Genomic DNA, 19,984 nt, shown 5'->3' with positions numbered 1-19,984 from the left:
CCTCCCCGCGGGATTCGGTGCTGCGATTTTCGCCCCGTCGGCCTCTTCCCCCGCGGACACACGAGGAGCCCCGCGCCACCATGACGAATCCGTCGATCCCCGCCCAGAACGCTGAGAACGCCGTCGGCCGCCCCACCCCCGTCACGAACGCGACGCACACCCAGAAGCCCTCCGGCCTGCCGGTGCACCGCTACCGCGGCTACGAGGCCGTCGACATCGCCGGCCGCACCTGGCCGGACAACCGCATCACCCAGGCCCCCCGCTGGCTGTCCACGGACCTGCGTGACGGCAACCAGGCGCTGATCGACCCCATGTCGCCGGCCCGCAAGCGCGAGATGTTCGACCTGCTGGTGAAGATGGGCTACAAGGAGATCGAGGTCGGCTTCCCCTCGTCCGGCGCCACCGACTTCGACTTCGTACGGTCGATCATCGAAGAGGGCGCGATCCCCGAGGACGTCACGATCTCCGTCCTGACGCAGGCCCGCGAGGAGCTGATCGAGCGGACCGTGGAGTCGCTGCGCGGCGCCCACAAGGCCACCGTCCACCTGTACAACGCCACCGCGCCGGTCTTCCGCCGGGTGGTCTTCCGCGGCTCGCGCGAGCAGGTCAAGCAGATCGCGGTGGACGGCACGCGGCTGGTCGTGGAGTACGCGGAGAAGATCCTGGGCCCGGAGACGGCGTTCGGCTACCAGTACAGCCCGGAGATCTTCACCGACACCGAGCTGGACTTCGCGCTGGAGGTCTGCGAGGGCGTGATGGACGTCTGGCAGCCCGAGGAGGGCCGCGAGATCATCCTGAACCTGCCGGCCACCGTCGAGCGCTCCACCCCCTCCACGCACGCCGACCGCTTCGAGTGGATGTCGCGCAACCTGTCCCGGCGCGAGCACATCTGCCTGTCCGTGCACCCGCACAACGACCGCGGTACCGCGGTGGCCGCCGCCGAACTGGCGATCATGGCCGGTGCGGACCGGATCGAGGGCTGCCTGTTCGGGCAGGGCGAGCGCACCGGCAACGTGGACCTGGTCACCCTGGGCATGAACCTGTTCAGCCAGGGCGTGGACCCGCAGATCGACTTCTCGCAGATCGACGAGATCCGCCGTACTGCCGAGTACTGCAACCAGATGGAGATCCACCCGCGCCACCCGTACGCGGGCGACCTGGTCTACACCGCCTTCTCCGGCTCCCACCAGGACGCCATCAAGAAGGGCTTCGAGGCCATGGAGGTCCAGGCCGCCGAGCAGGGCAGGAGCGTGGACGACCTGGAGTGGGCGGTCCCGTACCTGCCCATCGACCCCAAGGACGTGGGCCGCTCCTACGAGGCCGTGATCCGCGTCAACTCGCAGTCCGGCAAGGGCGGCATCGCGTACGTCCTGAAGAACGACCACAAGCTGGACCTGCCGCGCCGGATGCAGATCGAGTTCTCGAAGACGATCCAGGAGAAGACCGACGCCGAGGGCGGCGAGGTCACGCCGGACGCGATCTGGTCGGTCTTCCAGGACGAGTACCTGCCGACCCCGGAGAACGCCTGGGGCCGGATCGCGCTGCGCAGCGCGCAGACCTCCACGACGACCGAGGGCACCGACGCGCTGACCGTCGAGGCGGTCGTGGACGGCGCCGACACGGTCCTGACCGGTACCGGCAACGGTCCGCTGGCGGCGTTCTTCGACGCGCTGCACGCGATCGACGTGGACGTACGGCTGCTGGACTACGTCGAGCACACGATGAGCGAGGGCGTCGGCGCCCAGGCCGCCGCGTACATCGAGTGCGCGATCGGCGACAAGGTGCTGTGGGGCGTCGGCATCGACGCGAACATCGTGCGCGCCTCCATCAAGGCGGCCGTCTCCGCGGTCAACCGCGCGAGCCGCTGATCACCGGGCCGTTGTGCGGCCGGTGCCCCCGGCTTCCGGTCCTGACCGGAACCCGGGCCGCCCACCGGCTGTGACCTGCGATGTACCGAGCGTCCCCCGGCTCTCTCCGCGAGCGCCGGGGGGCGCTCGGGCGTTCAACCGGTTTAAACGGCCGTCTGGTCCGGTCCGCACTACTGACGTCGCATCACGGATGTGGCTAACATCACGTCAACGCGGCAAAGATGCCGGAGCGTTACGGAGGGTCGACGTGATGCACAAGCTGGCTGTGATGGGTGTGCGGACGTCCTGGCGCACCGTCGCCGACGGCGAGTTCTTCTGCCCCGAGTGCGGCGGGGACCGCAACTACCTCCGGCGGACCGGCCGCCGGCGTCTCACCGTCCTCGGTGTGCCGCTGCTGCCGCGCGGCACCGCGGGCCCGGTCGTCGAGTGCTCCGCCTGCCGCGGCCACTTCGGGCTGGACGCGCTGGACCACCCCACCACCACGCGCTTCTCGGCGATGCTCAGGGACGCCGTGCACACCGTCACGCTGGCCGTGCTGGCCGCCGGCGGCACGGCCTCGCCCGGGGTGCGCGGCACCGCGGTGGGCACGGTGCGCGCCGCCGGCTTCGCGGACTGCACGGAGGACCAGTTGCTGACCCTGCTCGCCGCGCTCGCGGCGGACACCGGACGGCTGCCCGGCGCGCACGACAACGCCCTGTCGCGCGCCGCCTCCGGAAGCCTCGGCCGCCCCGGCGGCGGCCTCGACCCGTGCGGCACGGCGCTGGCCATAGAGCTGCACGAGGCGCTGGAGCCGCTGGCGCCGCACCTGGCCCCGGCGGGCCGGGAGTCGCTGCTCCTCCAGGGTGCCAGGATCGCCCTGGCCGACGGCCCGTACCTGCCGTCCGAGCGCGAGGTCCTGACCACCGTGGGCGCCGCCCTGCTGCTGTGCCCGGACGACACCGCCCGGCTGCTGGCGGCGGCCCGTACGCCGTCCTGAGCGGTTCCGGGCGCCCCGGGCGGCCCCCCGGGGGCGCTGAGTGCTCCGAGTGCCCTGGGAGACCCGTACGGGCCGCCCGGCCGGGCCCGCCCGTGTGCCGCCGCCCCCGCCGGGTGCGCGAGAATGGAGCGCATGAGTCTGTTCCGCGATGACGGCATTGTGCTGCGCACCCAGAAGCTGGGCGAGGCGGACCGGATCATCACGTTCCTCACGCGCGGTCACGGCCGGGTACGCGCCGTGGCCCGGGGTGTACGCCGTACGAAGTCCAAGTTCGGCGCCCGCCTGGAGCCGTTCTCCCACGTCGACGTGCAGTTCTACGCCCGTGGCAGCGAGCTGGTCGGGCGCGGCCTGCCGATGTGCACCCAGAGTGAGACCATCGCCGCCTACGGGGGCGGCATCGTCACGGACTACGCCCGTTACACCGCCGGTACGGCCATGCTGGAGACCGCCGAGCGGTTCACCGACCACGAGGGCGAACCGGCCGTGCAGCAGTACCTGCTGCTGGTCGGCGGACTGCGCACACTCGCGCGCGGCGAGCACGAACCGCACCTGGTGCTGGACGCCTTCCTGCTGCGCTCGCTCGCGGTCAACGGCTACGCCCCCAGCTTCGACGGCTGCGCCAAGTGCGGCCTGCCCGGCCCGAACCGGTTCTTCTCCGTGGGGTCGGGCGGTGTGGTGTGCGGCGACTGCCGGGTGCCCGGCAGCGTCGTACCCTCCTCCGAGGCCATCGGGCTGCTGGCGGCGCTGCTGTCCGGCGACTGGGCGACGGCGGACGCGTGCGAACCCCGGCACGTCCGCGAGGGCAGCGGGCTCGTCGCGGCCTACCTGCACTGGCACCTGGAGCGCGGCCTGCGCTCGCTGCGGTACGTAGAGAAATAGATAGGCTCAGCAGCTCGGGGGCGACCGCCGGCCGGAGACGAACGGCGGTCCGGACACGACGGCAGCACGCACCACGCACTACGGCATAGGAGATGTGGACCGGATGGCACGACGCGGATTCCTGGGGCGCGGCCGACGCACGTACGAGACGCCCGAGCCGCACCCGTCCGGTGCGCGTCCGCCGAAGATCCCCGGCGAGCTCGTCCCGAACCACGTGGCGGTCGTCATGGACGGCAACGGCCGCTGGGCCAAGGAGCGCGGTCTGCCCCGCACCGAGGGCCACAAGGTCGGCGAGGGCGTCGTCCTCGACGTGCTCAAGGGCTGCATCGAGATGGGCGTCAAGAACCTGTCGCTGTACGCCTTCTCCACCGAGAACTGGAAGCGCTCGCCCGACGAGGTCCGCTTCCTGATGAACTTCAACCGCGACGTCATCCGCCGCCGCCGGGACGAGATGGACGCGCTGGGCATCCGGATCCGCTGGGTCGGCCGGATGCCGAAGCTGTGGAAGTCCGTGGTGCAGGAGCTCCAGGTCGCCCAGGAGCAGACCAAGGACAACGACGTCATGACGCTGTACTTCTGCGTCAACTACGGCGGCCGGGCGGAGATCGCGGACGCCGCGGCGGCCATCGCGGCCGATGTGCGGGCCGGGAAGCTGGACCCGGCGAAGGTCACCGAGAAGACCGTCGCCAAGTACATGTACTACCCGGACATGCCGGACGTGGACCTGTTCGTCCGGCCGTCGGGCGAACAGCGCACGTCCAACTACCTGATCTGGCAGAGCGCCTACGCCGAGATGGTGTTCCAGGACATTCTCTGGCCGGATTTCGACCGGCGGAACCTGTGGGACGCCTGCCTCGAATACGCCAAGCGGGACCGCCGTTTCGGCGCCGCCCCGGAGGCGGAGCCCGCGCCGCAGCAGTGAGCCCGTACGCGAAAGCGGCCGGTCCCCTGAGCCAGGGGGCCGGCCGCTTCCGTGTGCCGCTGCCGGTGCGCTCCGCGTCAGGCGGAGCCGGCGGCCGCCTTGGCGGCGCACTCACCGCACGTACCGAAGATCTCGATGGTGTGCCCGACGTCCTGGAAGCCGTGCTCGGCGGCGATCTGGTCCGCCCACTTCTCCACGGCCGGACCCTCCACCTCGACGGCCTTGCCGCAGTTGCGGCACACCAGGTGATGGTGGTGGTCGTCGGTGCTGCACCGCCGGTAGACGGCCTCGCCGTCGTTGGTCCGCAGCACGTCGACCTCGCCCGCGTCGGCGAGGGACTGCAACGTCCGGTAGACCGTGGTCAGCCCGACCGAGTCCCCCCGGTGCTTGAGCATGTCGTGCAGCTCCTGCGCGCTGCGGAACTCGTCCACCTCGTCCAGTGCCGCTGCCACGGCGGCCCGCTGCCGCGTCGACCGGCCGCGCACCGGAGATCCAGCGCTCGCCACCGTTGCCTCCCTAGGTCTCGGGACGTCCCCCTGCACATCAGTCCGGCCATTGTGCCAGGTGATGACCGGAGCCCGGGTGCAACGCTTACGCAGATGCCTGTCCCTTGGCCCCCGGCACGCTGACATCGTCGCCGGGGGAGCGGCTGCCGGGCAGATCCAGAGTGCACTGTTCGGCAGCTCTGGCGGCGGCCCGCGCGCGCTTTCTGGCCAGCGGGGCGGCCAGCGCCGCCATCAGCGCGAAGACCGCGATGGCCAGCAGCACGATGCTCGCGCCGGGCGGCACGTCCACGTAGAAGGAGAAGACCGTACCGGAGAGGGTGACGACGACGCCGATGGCGACGGCCAGCGCGAGGGTCATCGCGAAGCCCCGGGTGGCCTGTTGCGCGGCGGCCACCGGCACCACCAGCAGCGCGCTGACCAGCAGCAGGCCGACGGCGCGCATCGCGACCGTGACGGTGAGCGCGGCGGTCACCGCGAGCAGCAGGTTCAGCCACCGCACGGGCAGGCCCATGACCCGGGCGAACTCCTCGTCCTGGCAGACGGCGAACAACTGCCGGCGCAGCCCGAGGGTGACGGCCATCACGAAGGCGGCCAGCAGGCAGGTGACCGTGACGTCCTCGGCGGAGACGCTGGTGATCGAGCCGAAGAGGTAACTGGTGAGGTTGGCGGTGGAGCCGCCGGGCGCCAGGTTGACGATCAGCACACCGCCGGCCATACCGCCGTAGAAGAGCATCGCCAGCGCGATGTCCCCGCGGGTACGGCCCTTGGAGCGCACCAGCTCCATGGCGATCGCGCCGAGCGCGGCGACCAGCACGGCCATCCACACGGGCGAGGTGCGCAGCAGAAAGCCCAGCGCGACGCCGGTCAGCGCGACATGGCCGATGCCGTCGCCCATGATCGCCTGGCGGCGCTGTACGAGGTAGATGCCGACGGCCGGCGCGGTGACGCCGACCAGGAGGGCGGCGAGCAGCGCGCGCTGCATGAAGGCGTAGTTCAGGAGGTCCATGTCAGGTCAGTCCGTCTCAGGTCAGCAGCCCGGTCCGGACCGGCTCGGCGGCCGGGTCCGCGTGCGGGTGGACGTGGTCGTGGCCGGGCAGGGCGTGCTGGCCCACGGCCTCCGGGGGAGGCCCGTCGTGCACCACACAGCCGTCGCGCAGCACCACCGCGCGGTCGATCAGCGGCTCCAGCGGGCCCAGCTCGTGCAGGACGAGGAGCACGGTGGCGCCCGCCGCGACCTGCCCCCGCAGCGTCTCGGCCAGCACCTCCTGGCTGGCCAGGTCGACCCCGGCCATCGGCTCGTCCATGATCAGCAGCTCGGGTGCGCCGACCAGCGCGCGGGCGATCAGCACCCGCTGGTGCTGGCCGCCGGAGAGCGCTTCGACGCAGTCCTTGGCGCGGTCCGCCATGCCCACCAGGTCCAGTGCCCGGTGGACGGCGTCCCGGTCGGCCCGGCCGGGCCACTTCAGCTTCGTACGGGAGAGCCGGCCGGAGGCGACGATCTCGCGGACGGTGGCGGGCACGCCGCCCGCCGCGGTGGTGCGCTGCGGGACGTACCCGATGCGCGCCCAGTCCCGGAACCGGCGCTGCGGGGTGCCGAACAGCTCCAGCTCGCCGCTGGTCAGCGGCACCTGGCCGACCACCGCGCGGACGGCGGTGGACTTCCCGGAGCCGTTGGCGCCGAGCAGGGCCACCACCTCGCCGCGCCGTACGGTCAGGTCGACGCCGCGCAGGACGGGGCGCGCGCCGAGCGCCGCACCCGCCCCGCGCAGCGATATGACCGTGTCCTGGTCCTTCATGGCCGCATCCTCCCGTCGTGCCGTACGTGCTGGTCCCGCCCCGTCATCGGCCGCCGTGCCGTCCGCCCGGTCACTTGGCGCCGAGCGCCTTCTGGAGCGCCGCCAGGTTGGCCTCCATGACCTGGACGTAGTCCTTGCCCCGGGACTTCTCGGTGATCCCCTCGATGGGGTCGAGCACATCGGTCTTCACGCCGAGATCCTTGGCCAGGGTCCGGGCCATCGCGGGGCTGGTCAGCGTCTCGAAGAAGACCGTGTTGACGTGGTGGTCCTTCGCCAGCTTCTGCAGTTCCTTCATCCGGCTGCCGCTGACGTCGCCCGACTCGGGGTCGATGCCGTTGATGGCTTCCTCGGTCAGGCCGTAGCGCTCGGCGAGGTAGCCGAAGGCGGCGTGGGTGGTGATGAAGGTGTCCGACTTCTTGTTCTTCAGGCCGTCCTGGAACTTCTTGTCCAGGTCGGTCAGCTTCTTGACCAGGTCGTCGGTGTTACGGGCGTAGTCCGCCTTGTGTGCGGGGTCGGCGTCCGCGAGGGTCTTGCCCACGCCCTTGGCGACCTGGGCGAGCTTCACCGGGTCGAGCCAGAGGTGCGGGTCGTTGCCGTCGCCCTCGTGATCGTGGCCTTCGTGGCCGTGCTCGTCGTGGCCGGTGCCGTTGTCACCGGTGGTGTGGGCGTGGCCGTCGACCTCCGAGCCGTGCTTCTTGAGCTGGGTCAGGGACGCCGCGTCGACGGTGTGCTGCACACCGGACTGCTGGACGGCCTTGTCGACGGCGGGCTGCACGCCCTTGAGGTAGACGATCGCGTCGGATTCGCCGAGGTCGGCGATCTGGCGGGGGCTGAGCTCCAGGTCGTGCGGCTCGGTGCCGGGCTTGGTCAGGTCGGTGACCTGGACGTGGTCCTTGCCGATCTCCTTGGCGAGGAACTCCATCGGGTAGAACGACGCCGTCACGTTCAGCTTGCCGTCGGCCTTGCCCCCGCCCGAGTCGGAGCAGGCGGAGAGGGTGAGCACGCCGAGTACGGAGGCTCCGGCCAGGACGGCGGTGGGTATGTGACGTCGTACGTTCATGACACTCATTTTCAACAAAAGTGGAAACGATTGTCAACAACGGGCTCCGGGGCGGGCTGCCGGGGAACCGATTTGATCCGGGGGGCAGGGCCGCCGGTAACCTGAGTTATTCGCCCGCGCGCATCCCGACCGCCGCCCCTCAATGAGGTGCAGGGCGCCGCCTTGTCCACCCGTTCGTCGTCGCAATGAAGAGAGCACCGTGGCCGCCGACAAGATCGACACAATCGTCAGCCTGAGCAAGCGCCGTGGCTTCGTATACCCGTGCAGTGAGATCTACGGCGGCCAGCGCGCCGCCTGGGACTACGGTCCGCTCGGCGTCGAGCTCAAGGAGAACATCAAGCGCCAGTGGTGGCGTTCCATGGTCACCTCGCGCGACGACGTGGTCGGTATCGACTCGTCGGTGATCCTGGCCCCCGAGGTCTGGGTGGCCTCCGGCCACGTCGCGACCTTCACCGACCCGCTGACCGAGTGCACCGCCTGCCACAAGCGGTTCCGCGCCGACCACCTCGAAGAGGCGTACGAGGCCAAGCACGGCCGCCTCCCCGAGAACGGCCTGACCGAGGTCAACTGCCCGAACTGCGGCAACAAGGGCCAGTTCACCGAGCCCAAGCAGTTCTCCGGCCTGCTCTCCACCCACCTCGGCCCGACCCAGGACAGCGGCTCCGTCGCCTACCTGCGTCCCGAGACCGCGCAGGGCATCTTCACCAACTTCGCCCAGGTCCAGCAGACCTCCCGCAAGAAGCCGCCGTTCGGCATCGCGCAGATGGGCAAGTCCTTCCGCAACGAGATCACGCCCGGCAACTTCATCTTCCGGACCCGCGAGTTCGAGCAGATGGAGATGGAGTTCTTCGTCAAGCCGGGCGAGGACGAGCAGTGGCAGGAGTACTGGATGGAGCAGCGGTACAACTGGTACCGCGACCTCGGCCTGCGCGAGGAGAACATCCGCTGGTACGAGCACCCCGCCGAGAAGCTCTCGCACTACTCCAAGCGCACCGCCGACATCGAGTACCGCTTCCAGTTCGGCGGCTCGGAGTGGGGCGAGCTGGAGGGCGTCGCCAACCGCACCGACTACGACCTGTCCTCGCACGCCAAGGCGTCCGGCCAGGACCTGTCGTACTTCGACCAGGAGGCCGGCGAGCGCTACACCCCGTTCGTCATCGAGCCCGCGGCCGGTGTCGGCCGCGCGATGCTCGCCTTCATGCTCGACGCGTACACCGAGGACGAGGCGCCGAACGCCAAGGGCAAGATGGAGAAGCGCACGGTGCTGCGCCTCGACCCGCGCCTGTCGCCGGTCAAGGTCGCCGTGCTGCCGCTGTCCCGCAACCCGCAGCTCTCGCCGAAGGCCAAGGGCCTCGCCACCGACCTGCGCAAGAACTGGAACATCGACTTCGACGACGCGGGTGCCATCGGCCGCCGCTACCGCCGCCAGGACGAGATCGGCACGCCGTTCTGCGTCACCGTCGACTTCGACACCCTGGACGACAACGCGGTCACCGTGCGCGAGCGCGACACGATGAAGCAGGAGCGGGTGTCGCTGGACCAGATCCAGGCGTACCTGGGCGCGCGACTGCTCGGCTGCTGACCCTTCGCGGGGCGCCGCCGCGCGGAAGAGACGGCCTCGAACGCCGGCCGGGCTGGAATTTCCCAGCCCGGTCGGCGTTCGTGCTCCGCGTGATCGCCGCCTGGCGTCACCGGGCCGGTCGCACGGCGAGCGCCGCGCAGGTGATCGCCAGCGGCAGCTCCGCGCCGACCGCCATGGCCAGGGCGCCCACCAGCTCGCTGCCCGGCCCGGCCGTCGCCACGTCGGCGCACGCGTCGGCGAGGAGCAGGACCGCGGCCGTCGCCGCGGCGGCCCGGTGGCCGGGCCGCCCGTTCACCAGCCGGGTGCCGGCGACCAGCAGGCACGCCGCTTCCACCGCGTCCAGCGCCACCCAGGCCGCCGCCTCCGGGGGCGGCAGGGTTCCCGCCAGGTAGCCCATCCACGGCAGCAGGGCGAGTCCGGCGCCGGTCAGGATGCGGCCCGCCCAGGTACGGCGGGGCGCCGCCAGGGTGAAGGCGCGTTCCGTGCAGGAGGAGTTGAAGGCGATGAGTGCCATGGGTGCGCCTTTTCCGGGTCGGGCCGGCCCGGCTTTCGGGCTCGTGATCCACTCTCCCGGCGGGAGCGGCCGTGGTCAGTAACGCCGGTGTCCGACCTGGGGTGGCACCAGTTGCACCTCCGGAGCGGAAAGTGGCTTCATGGCCCGCCTGTCAGGCCGCCGCATACCGTTTGTCCATGACCACCCCACCGCGGCTGCGCCGTGCTCTCGTACGGCTGCGCCGCGATCTTCTCTTCATCGGCGCCGGAGTGCCGCTGCATGCCGTACCGCCCCTGCTGATCTTCTGGGTGCTGCTCCAGCTCATGGACATCCTGGGGCCGGCGTCCGACCTCGGAACCCTGCTGCTGCCGGTCCCGGTGACGCTGCTCCTGATCGCCGCCTACGGCCTGACCGCGGCCCAGCGGTGGCGGTTCCGGACACTGTGCGGCGTGGACCTGCCAAGGTTGCGCCGGCGTGAGGGGAAGCGGCAGTGGGCCTACAACTGCCTGATCGGCCCGCTCTTCGGACTCCTCGAACTCGCCGTGCTGGCGACGTTCGTGGCGGCACTGGCGGCGGCGACCAGCCTGGTGTGGGTCGGGGCGATCGGGTGGGAATGGCGGGTCCATCACGCCGGGGTCTGGACCTGGGCCGGATACGCCACGGCCGTCGGCCTGGCGGCCTTGGCCGCCGTACCCGCCCTGGCCGGCGGCCTCGTACGGCTGGAGAACATCGTCGGCCGCGCCGTCCTCTACGTCAGCCGCTCCGAGGAACTGGAACGCCGCGTGGAGGACCTGACCGAGAGCCGGGCCGGAGCGGTCGACGCCGCCGACGCCGAACGGCGCCGCATCGAACGGGACCTGCACGACGGCGCGCAGCAGCGGCTGGTCGCGCTCGCGCTCAACCTGGGGCTGGCGAAGGCCACGCTCAAGGACCTGCCGCCCGAGGCGCGGCAGGTCATCGACGAGGCGCACCGGGACGCCAAGGAAGCCATCGAGGAACTGAACAGTCTGGTGCGCGGCCTGCACCCGGCCGTCCTGGACGAACTCGGTCTGGACGCGGCCCTGTCCGGCCTGGCGGCGCGGGCGCCGCTGCCGGTGCGGCTGTGGACGGAACTGCCCGACCGGGCAGCGCCCGCCGTCGAGGCGGTCGCCTACTTCGTCGTCTCCGAGGCCCTCAACAATGTGGCCAAGCACGCCGAGGCGACCCGGGCCGAGGTGAACGTGACCCGCCTCGGGGAGATACTGCGGGTGGTCGTCACGGACGACGGGGTGGGCGGTGCCGATCCGGCCCGGGGGAGCGGCCTGAAGGGGCTCGCCCAGCGCGTGCGCTCCGTGGACGGGGCGTTCCGGATGAGCAGCCCCGTCGGGGGCCCGACCACCATGACCGTGGAGTTGCCGTGCACGACCTGACGCCCGCCGTACGCCGCGCCGTGATCGCCGAGGACTCCGTCCTGCTGCGGATCGGGCTGGTGAAGGTGCTGGAGACGGCCGGCTTCGAAGTGGCCGCCGAGGTCGGCGACGCCGAGGCGCTGGTGGCGGCGGTGGACGGGCACCGTCCGGAGCTCGCGGTGGTGGACGTACGGATGCCACCCGGCTTCACGGACGAAGGGATGCGCGCGGCGCTGGAGATCCGGGAGCGGTGGCCCGGTACGGCGGTGCTGATGCTGTCGCAGTACGTGGAGGAGCGGTACGCCGCCAACCTCCTCGCCTCGAACACCAGCGGCATGGGCTATCTGCTCAAGCAACGGGTCGCGGACGTCGAGGAGTTCATCGAGGCGCTGCGCCGGGTCGCCGACGGCGGGACCGCGCTGGACCCGCAGGTGGTGGCGCAGTTGCTGGTACGCCGCCGCAGCGACCCGCTGGAGCGGCTGACCGAACGCGAACGGGAGGTGCTGGCGCTGATGGCGGAGGGCCGGTCGAACGCGGGTATCGCGGGAGCGCTCGTGGTGAGCGAGTCGGCGGTGGCGAAACACATCAACAACATCCTGGCCAAGCTGGACCTGCCGAGGGCGGACGCGGATCATCGGCGGGTGCTGGCGGTGTTGCGGTTCCTGGGGGTGTGAGGGGCGCCGTGCGTCCCCTACTCTTCCTCGTCGTCCAGGAGGGCAACGACGAAGTCGGTCGTGTCGAGCTGGCAGTCGAAAGGGGCGGGGATGTGCAGCGGATCGCCGAACTCGACGGTGTCGCCCTTGGCGTACCCGTTCTCTCCCGGTCCTTCCCTGGGGAGGCCGTAGGGATCGGGCCCGTAACATCGCTCCTGCTCGGGAAAAGCGACACGGCGACATGACGGTCTTTCCCCCGATGATTCCCGCCCGGTAGCCATCGGGCACGTCCATGCTCAGGACGGTGCGGCACGGCTCCTGGAAGGCTGTCGAGCCGTGGGAGACGTCTATGATCTTCGCTCGTTCGAGCATCACTGTCATGATGCGCCCTTCCCGCGAAGTGATCCAGTCAACACTCAGCGTAGTGGGCGTCGCTGACAATCGCCGCCGTCACGTCAAGCCCGCAACCCCCGCAACACCAACTCCACCACCGCCCCCAGCGCCTCCTCGATGCCGGGCTGCGCCCACTCCGCCGCGTAGTGCGGATCGTGGAAGCGGCCGGTCGCGTCGAAGACCGCGCGGGCCAGGGTCGCCGAGTCGCCCGGCGCGAAAGCGCCCTGTTCGATGCCGTCGAGGATGATCGCCGCCAGTTGGCCGGTCAGGTCGGCGAGGTGCTGCTCCACGACGCCGCCGCTCTCGCCGACCAGCGTCATGTAGGTCGCGAACAGTTCGGGGTCGTCGCCCGCCTTGTGCCGCTTCGCGGTGAACAGCGTGTGCACCCAGCGGCGCAGCCGCTCCGGCGCCGGGCCGTCCTCGGTGACGACGGCCCGCAGCCGCGAGCTCGCATGGTCCAGCCAGCGCTGCGTGACCGCCTCGCGCAGCGCCGTCTTCGTGCGGAAGTGCCGGTACACGCTGCCGTGGCTGACGCCCAGCGCGCGCGCCACGTCGACGACGGTGGCCTTGGCCGGGCCGTAGCGGCGCAGTACGTCCTCGGTCACTTCGAGGATGCGTTCGGGGGTCAGGGTCTCGGCTGGTGGCATGGCGGGCGTACGGGCCTTTCGGGTCGAGGACACGCCGGGCGGTGCGTCCTGGTGCGGACGCGGAGACGTCCTTCCACGGACCGTACCCGTACGCTCCCCGACCGTGCCCCTAAGGTCAGCGTTCGCTGTCCAGAAGGGCCATCTGCTGTGCCGGGTAGCGGTCGCCGGCCGCGGCGTCCGCCGGGACGGCGCGCTCGATGGCCGCGAGGTCGTCGGCGTCCAGCGTGACGTCCAGCGCGCCCAGGGCCTCCGCCAGCCGGTCCCGGCGGCGGGCGCCGACCAGCGGCACGATGTCCTCGCCCTGGGCGAGGACCCAGGCGATGGCGATCTGCGCGACCGTGACGCCCTTCTGTTCGGCGATCACACGCAGCGCGTCGGTCAGGTCGAGGTTGCGGTGCAGGTTCTCGCCCTGGAAGCGCGGGCTCGCCGCACGGAAGTCGTCCGCGGACAGCTCGCGGTCGCGCGCGAAATGGCCGCTGAGCAGGCCGCGGGAGAGCACACCGTACGCGGTGACGCCGATGCCCAGCTCGCGCGCGGTGGGCAGGACCGTCTCCTCGATGCCGCGGGAGATGATCGCGTACTCGATCTGGAGGTCGGAGATCGGGGCGACGGCGGCGGCCCGGCGCAGGGTGTCCGCGCCGGCTTCGGACAGCCCGATGTGCCGTACGTGGCCGGCCTCGACCAGTTCGGCGATGGCGCCGACCGTCTCCTCGATCGGCACGTCGGGGTCGACGCGGGCGACCCGGTAGATGTCGATGTGGTCGGTGCCCAGCCGCTGGAGCGAGTACGCGGCGAAGCTCTGCACCGCGGCGGGCCGGCCGTCGAAGCCGATGAAGTCGCCCTCGACAGTGCGCTGGGCGCCGAACTTGACGCTGGTCAGCGCCTGTTCGCGGCGGGCCGCGGGGGCGGTGCGCAGCGCCTCGTTGATCAGCAGCTCGTTGTGGCCCATGCCGTAGAAGTCGCCGGTGTCCAGCAGGGTGACGCCGGCTTCGAGGGCCGCGTGGATGGTGGCGACGGACTCGCCGCGGTCGCCCGGGTCGCCGTACAGGGCGGACATGCCCATGCAGCCGAGGCCGAGGACCGAGGACCGCGGGCCTGTGGTGCCGAGGGTGCGGGTCTGCACGGGGCGCTCCTCAGGAACGGGGGAGGGAGGTGGATGAGGGGCCGCCACGCGTCGCGGGGGAACACGGCGCGTGGCGGCGGCTCTCCGCAACCATGGCATGTGTGATGACAGATTTCAATATCTGTTATTCGAATGCCCCGGCTGTGGCCTGCCCCGCCCGGCCGCGCGCTACCGCACCACCCGCGGCAACCGGAACGTGAGCACCGCATTGAGCCCGACCGTCGCCAACTGCGCGAGGAGCGCGACGACGAGGGCGTTCTGCACGCCCAGTGACGGCAGCAACGTGAGGAAGAGCGTGCCGAGCGTCGCGACGCCCAGTGCCAGACCGGCCTGCTGGGTGGTGACCATCGCGCCGCTGCCCACTCCGGCCTGCGCCGCCGGCAGCTCGCTGAGGACGATGCGCAGCAGGATCGGCAGGACGAGACCCTGGCCCACGCCGAGGACCGCCATGGCCGCCGCCAGGGCGGGCGCGGACACTCCGGGCCACTGCGTGCGGAAGACGAGCGCCAGTGCGAACAGCCCGGCGCCTTGGATCAGCGACCCGGCCAGCACCACTCGCCGCCCGAAGCGGGCCACCAGTCGCGGCCCGGCCAGCGACGCGAAGAAGAACGTCACGCACAGCGGCGCGAGGGCGAGCCCGGCGGCCAGCGGCCCGTACCGCAGACCGTCCTGGAGGGCGACGGCCAGCACGAACATGAAGCCGCCGAAACCCAGCGAGAACGGCAGGATCACGGCCAGGCCGCTGCGTACGGAGCGCAGGCGCAGCAGGGACGGCGGGACGAGCGGCGTACGTCCGGCCCGTTCGGCGCGCCGCTCGACGACGACGAACGCCGCGGCGGCGAACGGGAAGACGGCCGGCAGCAGCCAGGACCACACCGGCCAGCCTGCCGCGCGGCCCTCGGTCAGCGGCAGCAGGAGGCTGATCAGCGCGACGGCCAGCAGCACGGTGCCGGGCACATCGACCCGGCTGGGACGCGGCGAGCGGGTCTCGGGCACGGTGCGCAGCGCGAGCAGCAGCGCCACCGCGGCGATCGGCACGTTGACCAGGAAGACCGCACGCCAGCCGGTCCCGGCCAGGTCGGCGGCGACCAGCAGCCCGCCGAGCACCTGCCCGACGGCGCTGGCCACGCCGGCCGTACCGCCGTACAGGCTGACCGCCTTGGCCCGGCGCGCTCCGCTCGTCGTGGCCTGAATGGTGGCCAGCACCTGCGGCAGCAGCAGCGCCGCCGCCGCACCCTGGGCGACGCGCGCCACCACCAGTGTCCAGGCGTCCGGCGCCAGGCCGCAGGCGAGCGAGGTGAGGCCGAAGGCCGCCAGTCCCCACAGGTAGAGCCGGCGCCGGCCGACCATGTCACCGAGCCGTCCGCCGACGACGAGCAGGACCGCGTACGCGACGCCGTAGCCCGCGACGACCATCTCCAGCAGGGCCGGGCCCGCGCGCAGGTCGCGGTCGATGGTCGGCAGCGCGACGTTGACGATGAAGAAGTCGATCATCGGCAGGGCGGCGCCGAGGAGCACGGTGACCAGGCCGAGCGTGGTCAGCGCGGGGTGGGTGGGACGAGTGGCGCCGGTAGGGCGGGTGGGGGCGGACCCGGGGGCCCGTGTCGGGACGGTTCGTACGTCGCGTACGTCGGTATCGCTCACAAGGAAGACGATCGTCCGCCGCCCAGAGGGGTACCAGAGTCTCCTTGTCCTGGTACCGGATCTACCTGGCAACCGGCTGACCGCTCCGGCATCCTGGGATCATGACCGCCACGATGCCGGAGACGGTGCAGCCGGGGACAGCGATCCCGGGGACGGAGCCGATCCCGGGGACGAAGCCGATCACGGCGACGCCGGGGACGGTGAACCCGGGTGCGGCGCAGCCGGGGCCCTCGAATCCGGAGACCGGGAACCCGGGGACAGCGCAGCAGCCGCCGCCCACGGACGGCGCCGTCCGGCGCGGTGAGCTGGCCGCCTTCCTGCGCAGCCGCCGCGAGCGGATCACCCCGGAGCAGGTCGGCCTGCCGCGCGGCGCCCGCCGCCGAACGCCGGGCCTGCGCCGCGAGGAGGTCGCCCACCTCTCCGCCGTCGGCGTCACCTGGTACACGTGGCTTGAGCAGGCGAGGGACATCAGGGTCTCGCCGCAGGTGCTGGACGCCGTGGCCCGCGCGCTGCGGATGGACCGGGCCGAGCGCGGCCACCTCTTCGCGCTGGCCGGTGCGACCGATCCGGTGCGCGGCAAGGAGTGCACGGGCGTACCGGTGCCGATGCGGCAGATGCTCGACCAGTTGTCGCCGTTCCCCGCCGTCGTGCAGAACAGCCGGTTCGACATCCTCGCGTACAACCGCACCTACGGGCGGCTGCTGTGCGACCTGGACGCGCTCCCGGAGGAGGACCGCAACTGCCTGTGGCTGGCGTTCACCCACACGGAGTGGCGGGAGAGCCTGGTCGATCTGCACGGGACGCTGCGCGTGATGGCCGCCAAGTTCCGTGCCTCGATGGCGGGCCATGTCGCCGAGCCCGCCTGGAAGGCGCTGGTGGCGCGGCTGGAGGCGGCCTCGCCGGAGTTCCGGGAGATCTGGGCGCGGCAGGAGGTCGTACGGCCGGTGAGCCAGTCCAAGCTCTTCCGCCAGCGGGACGTCGGTGTGCTGCGGCTGTCCTCCACCGGGTTGTGGACCGGCCCCAGCCACGGCCCGAAGATGCTCACCTACACGCCCGACGACGAGGTGTCGCACGAGCGGCTGGAGCAGCTTCAGGCATTGATCCGGGCCGAGGGCTGACCGCCGGGCCCCTGCGGCGGGGCCTGGTCCCCCGAGGACTCCAGACGTTCCGCGGCGCGGCGCGCGGTGCCCTGGGCCCAGCGGCCGGTGGTCAGCGCGCCCAGCAGCAGCACGGCCGCGCCGCATCCGGCGATGATCCACCAGGCGGGGCGGCTCGCCTCGACGAACCGGCTGCCGGTGGCGGCGACGCGGGTGCCGCTGGCCAGTACGGCGCCGATCACCGCGACCCCCAGCGATCCGCCCACCTGCCGGCTGGTGGAGGCGATGGCCGCGGCCACGCCTGCCTGCGTACGGGGCATCCCGGACACCGCGGTGTTGGTGATGGGCGCGTTGACCAGCCCGAAGCCGACGCCGAAGAGCACGTACCCGGTGAAGAGCAGCGGTGTGTCCGCCTCCGCCTCGAAGCCCGCGAACAGCACCCCGCTGGCCGCCGTCGCCAGCCCGGCCAGCAGCAGCGGCAGCCGCGGGCCCACCGAGCCGACCAGCCGTCCGGACAGCGGCGCGAAGACCAGCGTCATGCCCGCCATCGGCAGCATGTAGAGCCCGGCGTCCAGGGCGGACAGGCCCCGCACGTCCTGGAGGTAGAGCGTGTTGACGAAGAGGAAGCCGCTGAGCGCGGCGAACGCGCAGACCGCCACGACCGTGGCGCCGCTGAACGGCGCGCTGCGGAAGAACCGCAGGTCGATCAGCGGTTCGGTGCGGCGCCGCTCGTACAGCAGCAGTCCGGCGAGTGCGGCGACGGCCGCCGCGGCGAAGCCGAGGATCAGCGGCGAGGTCCAGCCGGCGGCCGGTGCCTCGATGATCGCGTACGTGAGCGCGCCGAGCAGCACGATCACCAGCAGCTGGCCGACGGGGTCGACGCGGCGTGGCCTGGGCGCGCGCGACTCCGGCACGTAGCGCATGGTCAGGAACAGGGCGAGCGCCCCGATGGGAACGTTGATCCAGAAGATCGCGCGCCAGTCGACGGTCTGCACCAGCAGCCCGCCGACGATCGGCCCGGCCGCCATGCTGATGCCGACCACGCCGCCCCACACACCGATCGCGCGGGCCCGCTCCTTCGGCTCGGTGAAGGTGTTGGTGATGATCGACATGGCCACGGGGTTGAGCATCGAGCCGCCGACGGCCTGCACCATGCGGAAGGCGACCAGGCACTCCAGGTTCGGCGCCAGGCTGCACAGCAGCGAGCCGAGCGAGAAGACCACCAGGCCCGCCTGGAAGACCCGGCGGCGGCCGAGCCGGTCGGCGGTGGAGCCGGCCAGCATCAGCAGCGAGGCGAGGACCAGGGTGTAGGCGTCGATCGTCCACTGCATCCCGGAGACCGAGGTGTCCAGATCCTTCTGCATGGACGGCAGGGCGACGTTCAGGACGGTGTTGTCGAGGCTGACGATCAGCAGGCTCATGCAGCAGATCGCCAGGACGAGCAGGCGCCGCCGGTGGCTCGGCTCGGGCATAGGTGAACGGTACAACGAACGTGGGCCGGCGGCTCTGGAGAGCCCGCCGGTGGTGGACGTGACAGGCCGCCGCGGGAGCCCGCGACGAGCCGGGGCGGGCCGGTGCGCGACAAGCTGCCGCGGGGGCCCGCGACCGGGCGGCGTACGGCTCTGGCGAGCCCGCCGCGGGAGCCCGCGACCGGGGGACCCACGGCTCTGGCGAGGCAGTCGCCGGAGTGCGCGACAATGGGAGGTCGCTCAGTCCGCCCGTCGACCGCCGAAGGAAACCCGCTCCTCATGACTCAGCTGCAGATCGGCCCGCACGCGGTGCAGCCGCCCGTGGTCCTCGCGCCGATGGCCGGGATCACCAACGCCCCCTTCCGGACGCTGTGCCGGGAGTTCTCGGGCGGCAAGGGCCTGTTCGTCAGCGAAATGATCACGACGCGGGCGCTGGTCGAGCGCAACGAGAAGACCATGCAGCTGATCCACTTCGACGAGACGGAGAAGCCGCGCTCCATCCAGCTCTACGGCGTCGACCCGGACACCGTCGGCAAGGCCGTCCGCATGATCGCCGAAGAGGACCTGGCCGACCACATCGACCTGAACTTCGGCTGCCCGGTGCCGAAGGTGACCCGCAAGGGCGGTGGCTCGGCCCTCCCGTACAAGCGGCACCTGCTGCGCTCCATCCTGCGCGAGGCGGTGACCAACGCGGGCGATCTGCCGGTCACCATGAAGATGCGCAAGGGCATCGACGACGACCACATCACCTTCCTCGACGCGGGCCGGATCGCGGTCCAGGAGGGTGTCACGGCCATCGCGCTGCACGGCCGGACCGCGGCCCAGCACTACGGCGGCACGGCCGACTGGGACGCCATCGCGCGCCTGAAGGAAGCCGTGCCGGAGATCCCGGTGCTGGGCAACGGGGACATCTGGTCGGCGGACGACGCGCTGCGGATGGTGCGTGAGACCGGCTGTGACGGCGTGGTCGTGGGGCGCGGCTGCCTGGGGCGGCCGTGGCTGTTCGGCGACCTGGTGGCGGCTTTCGAGGGGACGGGGACGTACGCGAAGCCGACGCTCAAGGAGGTCGCGGCCGTGATGCTGCGGCACGCCACGCTGCTGGGGGAGTGGATCGGGGACGAGGCGCGCGGTGTCATCGACTTCCGCAAGCACGTCGCCTGGTACACCAAGGGCTTCTCGATCGGCTCGGAGTCCCGCAAGAAGCTGGCAATCGCCTCGTCACTGGACGAACTGGATGCTCTGATGAGCGAGCTGGACCTCGACCAGCCCTGGCCCGTGGGCGCGGACGGACCCCGTGGCCGCACATCTGGCCGGAACCGGGTGGTCCTGCCGGACGGCTGGCTGGACGACCCGTACGACCGCACGGGCGTCACGGCCGACGCGGAACTGGACACTTCGGGCGGCTGAGGAGCAAACGCGACGCGAGAGGCCGGGCGGAAGCCCGGCCTCTCGGCTTTCGACCGGTCCGATTCCGGGTCCGCATCGCGG

At 71.6% G+C, this 19,984-nt stretch carries 18 protein-coding genes; 9 read left to right on the top strand and 9 right to left on the bottom strand.

All coding sequences use genetic code 11. The features are described from left to right. The first annotated feature begins 80 nt into the window (after positions 1-80). From leuA to ACZ4QV_RS05705, 4 genes are all read left to right on the top strand, one after another. Positions 81-1,868, top strand: coding sequence for a 2-isopropylmalate synthase (gene leuA, locus ACZ4QV_RS05720; RefSeq protein ID WP_361582251.1), 1,788 nt, complete (start codon positions 81-83; stop codon positions 1,866-1,868). A gap of 250 nt (positions 1,869-2,118) precedes the next feature. Beyond that, a complete protein-coding gene (locus ACZ4QV_RS05715; RefSeq protein WP_361144035.1) occupies positions 2,119-2,844 on the top strand; it encodes a TerB family tellurite resistance protein in 726 nt (241 codons plus the stop codon). A 132-nt stretch (positions 2,845-2,976) separates the two neighbouring features. Continuing rightward, positions 2,977-3,723: a DNA repair protein RecO gene (recO, locus tag ACZ4QV_RS05710; protein ID WP_125047120.1), complete on the top strand. Its 747-nt coding sequence runs from the start codon at positions 2,977-2,979 to the stop codon at positions 3,721-3,723. A gap of 103 nt (positions 3,724-3,826) precedes the next feature. After that, positions 3,827-4,645 (top strand): isoprenyl transferase, encoded by an 819-nt coding sequence (locus tag ACZ4QV_RS05705; RefSeq protein ID WP_361144031.1) that lies wholly within the window; start codon positions 3,827-3,829, stop codon positions 4,643-4,645. Positions 4,646-4,722: 77 nt separating this feature from the next. On the opposite strand, the gene ACZ4QV_RS05700 is transcribed toward ACZ4QV_RS05705, so the two are convergent. The 4 genes from ACZ4QV_RS05700 to ACZ4QV_RS05685 all read right to left on the bottom strand — a co-directional run bounded on the left by ACZ4QV_RS05700 (position 4,723) and on the right by ACZ4QV_RS05685 (position 8,007). After that, positions 4,723-5,151 carry a Fur family transcriptional regulator gene (locus ACZ4QV_RS05700; RefSeq protein ID WP_031001961.1) on the bottom strand — a complete coding sequence of 143 codons (429 nt, stop codon included), beginning with the start codon at positions 5,149-5,151 and terminating at the stop codon, positions 4,723-4,725. An 85-nt stretch (positions 5,152-5,236) separates the two neighbouring features. After that, complete coding sequence (locus ACZ4QV_RS05695) at positions 5,237-6,157, bottom strand: metal ABC transporter permease (RefSeq protein ID WP_361144028.1); 921 nt, start codon at positions 6,155-6,157, stop codon at positions 5,237-5,239. 16 nt (positions 6,158-6,173) lie between these two features. Further along, positions 6,174-6,947, bottom strand: coding sequence for a metal ABC transporter ATP-binding protein (locus ACZ4QV_RS05690; protein WP_361144025.1), 774 nt, complete (start codon positions 6,945-6,947; stop codon positions 6,174-6,176). Positions 6,948-7,017: 70 nt separating this feature from the next. Continuing rightward, a complete protein-coding gene (locus tag ACZ4QV_RS05685) occupies positions 7,018-8,007 on the bottom strand; it encodes a metal ABC transporter substrate-binding protein (protein WP_361582244.1) in 990 nt (329 codons plus the stop codon). Positions 8,008-8,206: 199 nt separating this feature from the next. On the opposite strand from ACZ4QV_RS05685, the gene ACZ4QV_RS05680 reads away from it, so the two are divergent. Then, entirely contained in the window at positions 8,207-9,589 is a 1,383-nt protein-coding gene (locus ACZ4QV_RS05680; RefSeq protein WP_361144021.1) for a glycine--tRNA ligase, read from the top strand. A 106-nt stretch (positions 9,590-9,695) separates the two neighbouring features. Here ACZ4QV_RS05680 and ACZ4QV_RS05675 read toward each other — a convergent pair whose 3' ends face one another. Next, a complete protein-coding gene (locus ACZ4QV_RS05675) occupies positions 9,696-10,103 on the bottom strand; it encodes a hypothetical protein (RefSeq protein ID WP_361582241.1) in 408 nt (135 codons plus the stop codon). A 176-nt stretch (positions 10,104-10,279) separates the two neighbouring features. Between ACZ4QV_RS05675 and ACZ4QV_RS05670 the strand changes: the two genes are divergently transcribed. Further along, positions 10,280-11,491, top strand: a complete 1,212-nt coding sequence (locus ACZ4QV_RS05670) for a sensor histidine kinase (RefSeq protein WP_361582238.1) — start codon at positions 10,280-10,282, stop codon at positions 11,489-11,491. A 20-nt stretch (positions 11,492-11,511) separates the two neighbouring features. Continuing rightward, positions 11,512-12,144 (top strand): response regulator transcription factor, encoded by a 633-nt coding sequence (locus ACZ4QV_RS05665; RefSeq protein WP_361582629.1) that lies wholly within the window; start codon positions 11,512-11,514, stop codon positions 12,142-12,144. Positions 12,145-12,578: 434 nt separating this feature from the next. Here ACZ4QV_RS05665 and ACZ4QV_RS05660 read toward each other — a convergent pair whose 3' ends face one another. From ACZ4QV_RS05660 to ACZ4QV_RS05650, 3 genes are all read right to left on the bottom strand, one after another. Beyond that, on the bottom strand, positions 12,579-13,163 hold the full coding sequence (locus ACZ4QV_RS05660) for a TetR/AcrR family transcriptional regulator (protein WP_361145244.1): 585 nt from the start codon (positions 13,161-13,163) through the stop codon (positions 12,579-12,581). 115 nt (positions 13,164-13,278) lie between these two features. Further along, complete coding sequence (locus ACZ4QV_RS05655) at positions 13,279-14,286, bottom strand: aldo/keto reductase (RefSeq protein ID WP_361582235.1); 1,008 nt, start codon at positions 14,284-14,286, stop codon at positions 13,279-13,281. 168 nt (positions 14,287-14,454) lie between these two features. Next, on the bottom strand, positions 14,455-15,930 hold the full coding sequence (locus tag ACZ4QV_RS05650; protein ID WP_361582232.1) for an MFS transporter: 1,476 nt from the start codon (positions 15,928-15,930) through the stop codon (positions 14,455-14,457). A gap of 101 nt (positions 15,931-16,031) precedes the next feature. Between ACZ4QV_RS05650 and ACZ4QV_RS05645 the strand changes: the two genes are divergently transcribed. Then, entirely contained in the window at positions 16,032-17,048 is a 1,017-nt protein-coding gene (locus tag ACZ4QV_RS05645; RefSeq protein WP_361582230.1) for a helix-turn-helix transcriptional regulator, read from the top strand. On the opposite strand, the gene ACZ4QV_RS05640 is transcribed toward ACZ4QV_RS05645, so the two are convergent. Next, complete coding sequence (locus ACZ4QV_RS05640) at positions 17,021-18,499, bottom strand: MFS transporter (RefSeq protein ID WP_361582227.1); 1,479 nt, start codon at positions 18,497-18,499, stop codon at positions 17,021-17,023. The genes ACZ4QV_RS05645 and ACZ4QV_RS05640 overlap by 28 nt on opposite strands. Positions 18,500-18,775: 276 nt before the next feature. Between ACZ4QV_RS05640 and dusB the strand changes: the two genes are divergently transcribed. Continuing rightward, the gene (gene dusB, locus ACZ4QV_RS05635) at positions 18,776-19,903 is read left to right on the top strand and encodes a tRNA dihydrouridine synthase DusB (RefSeq protein WP_125056367.1); all 1,128 of its coding nucleotides are present in this window, start codon (positions 18,776-18,778) and stop codon (positions 19,901-19,903) included. Positions 19,904-19,984 lie beyond the last annotated feature (81 nt).

The sequence above is a fragment of the Streptomyces sp. NPDC026394 genome (genome assembly GCF_055567735.1).
Note: the sequence above shows the minus strand (reverse complement) of the source record. Positions and strands in the feature narration are given on the sequence as shown.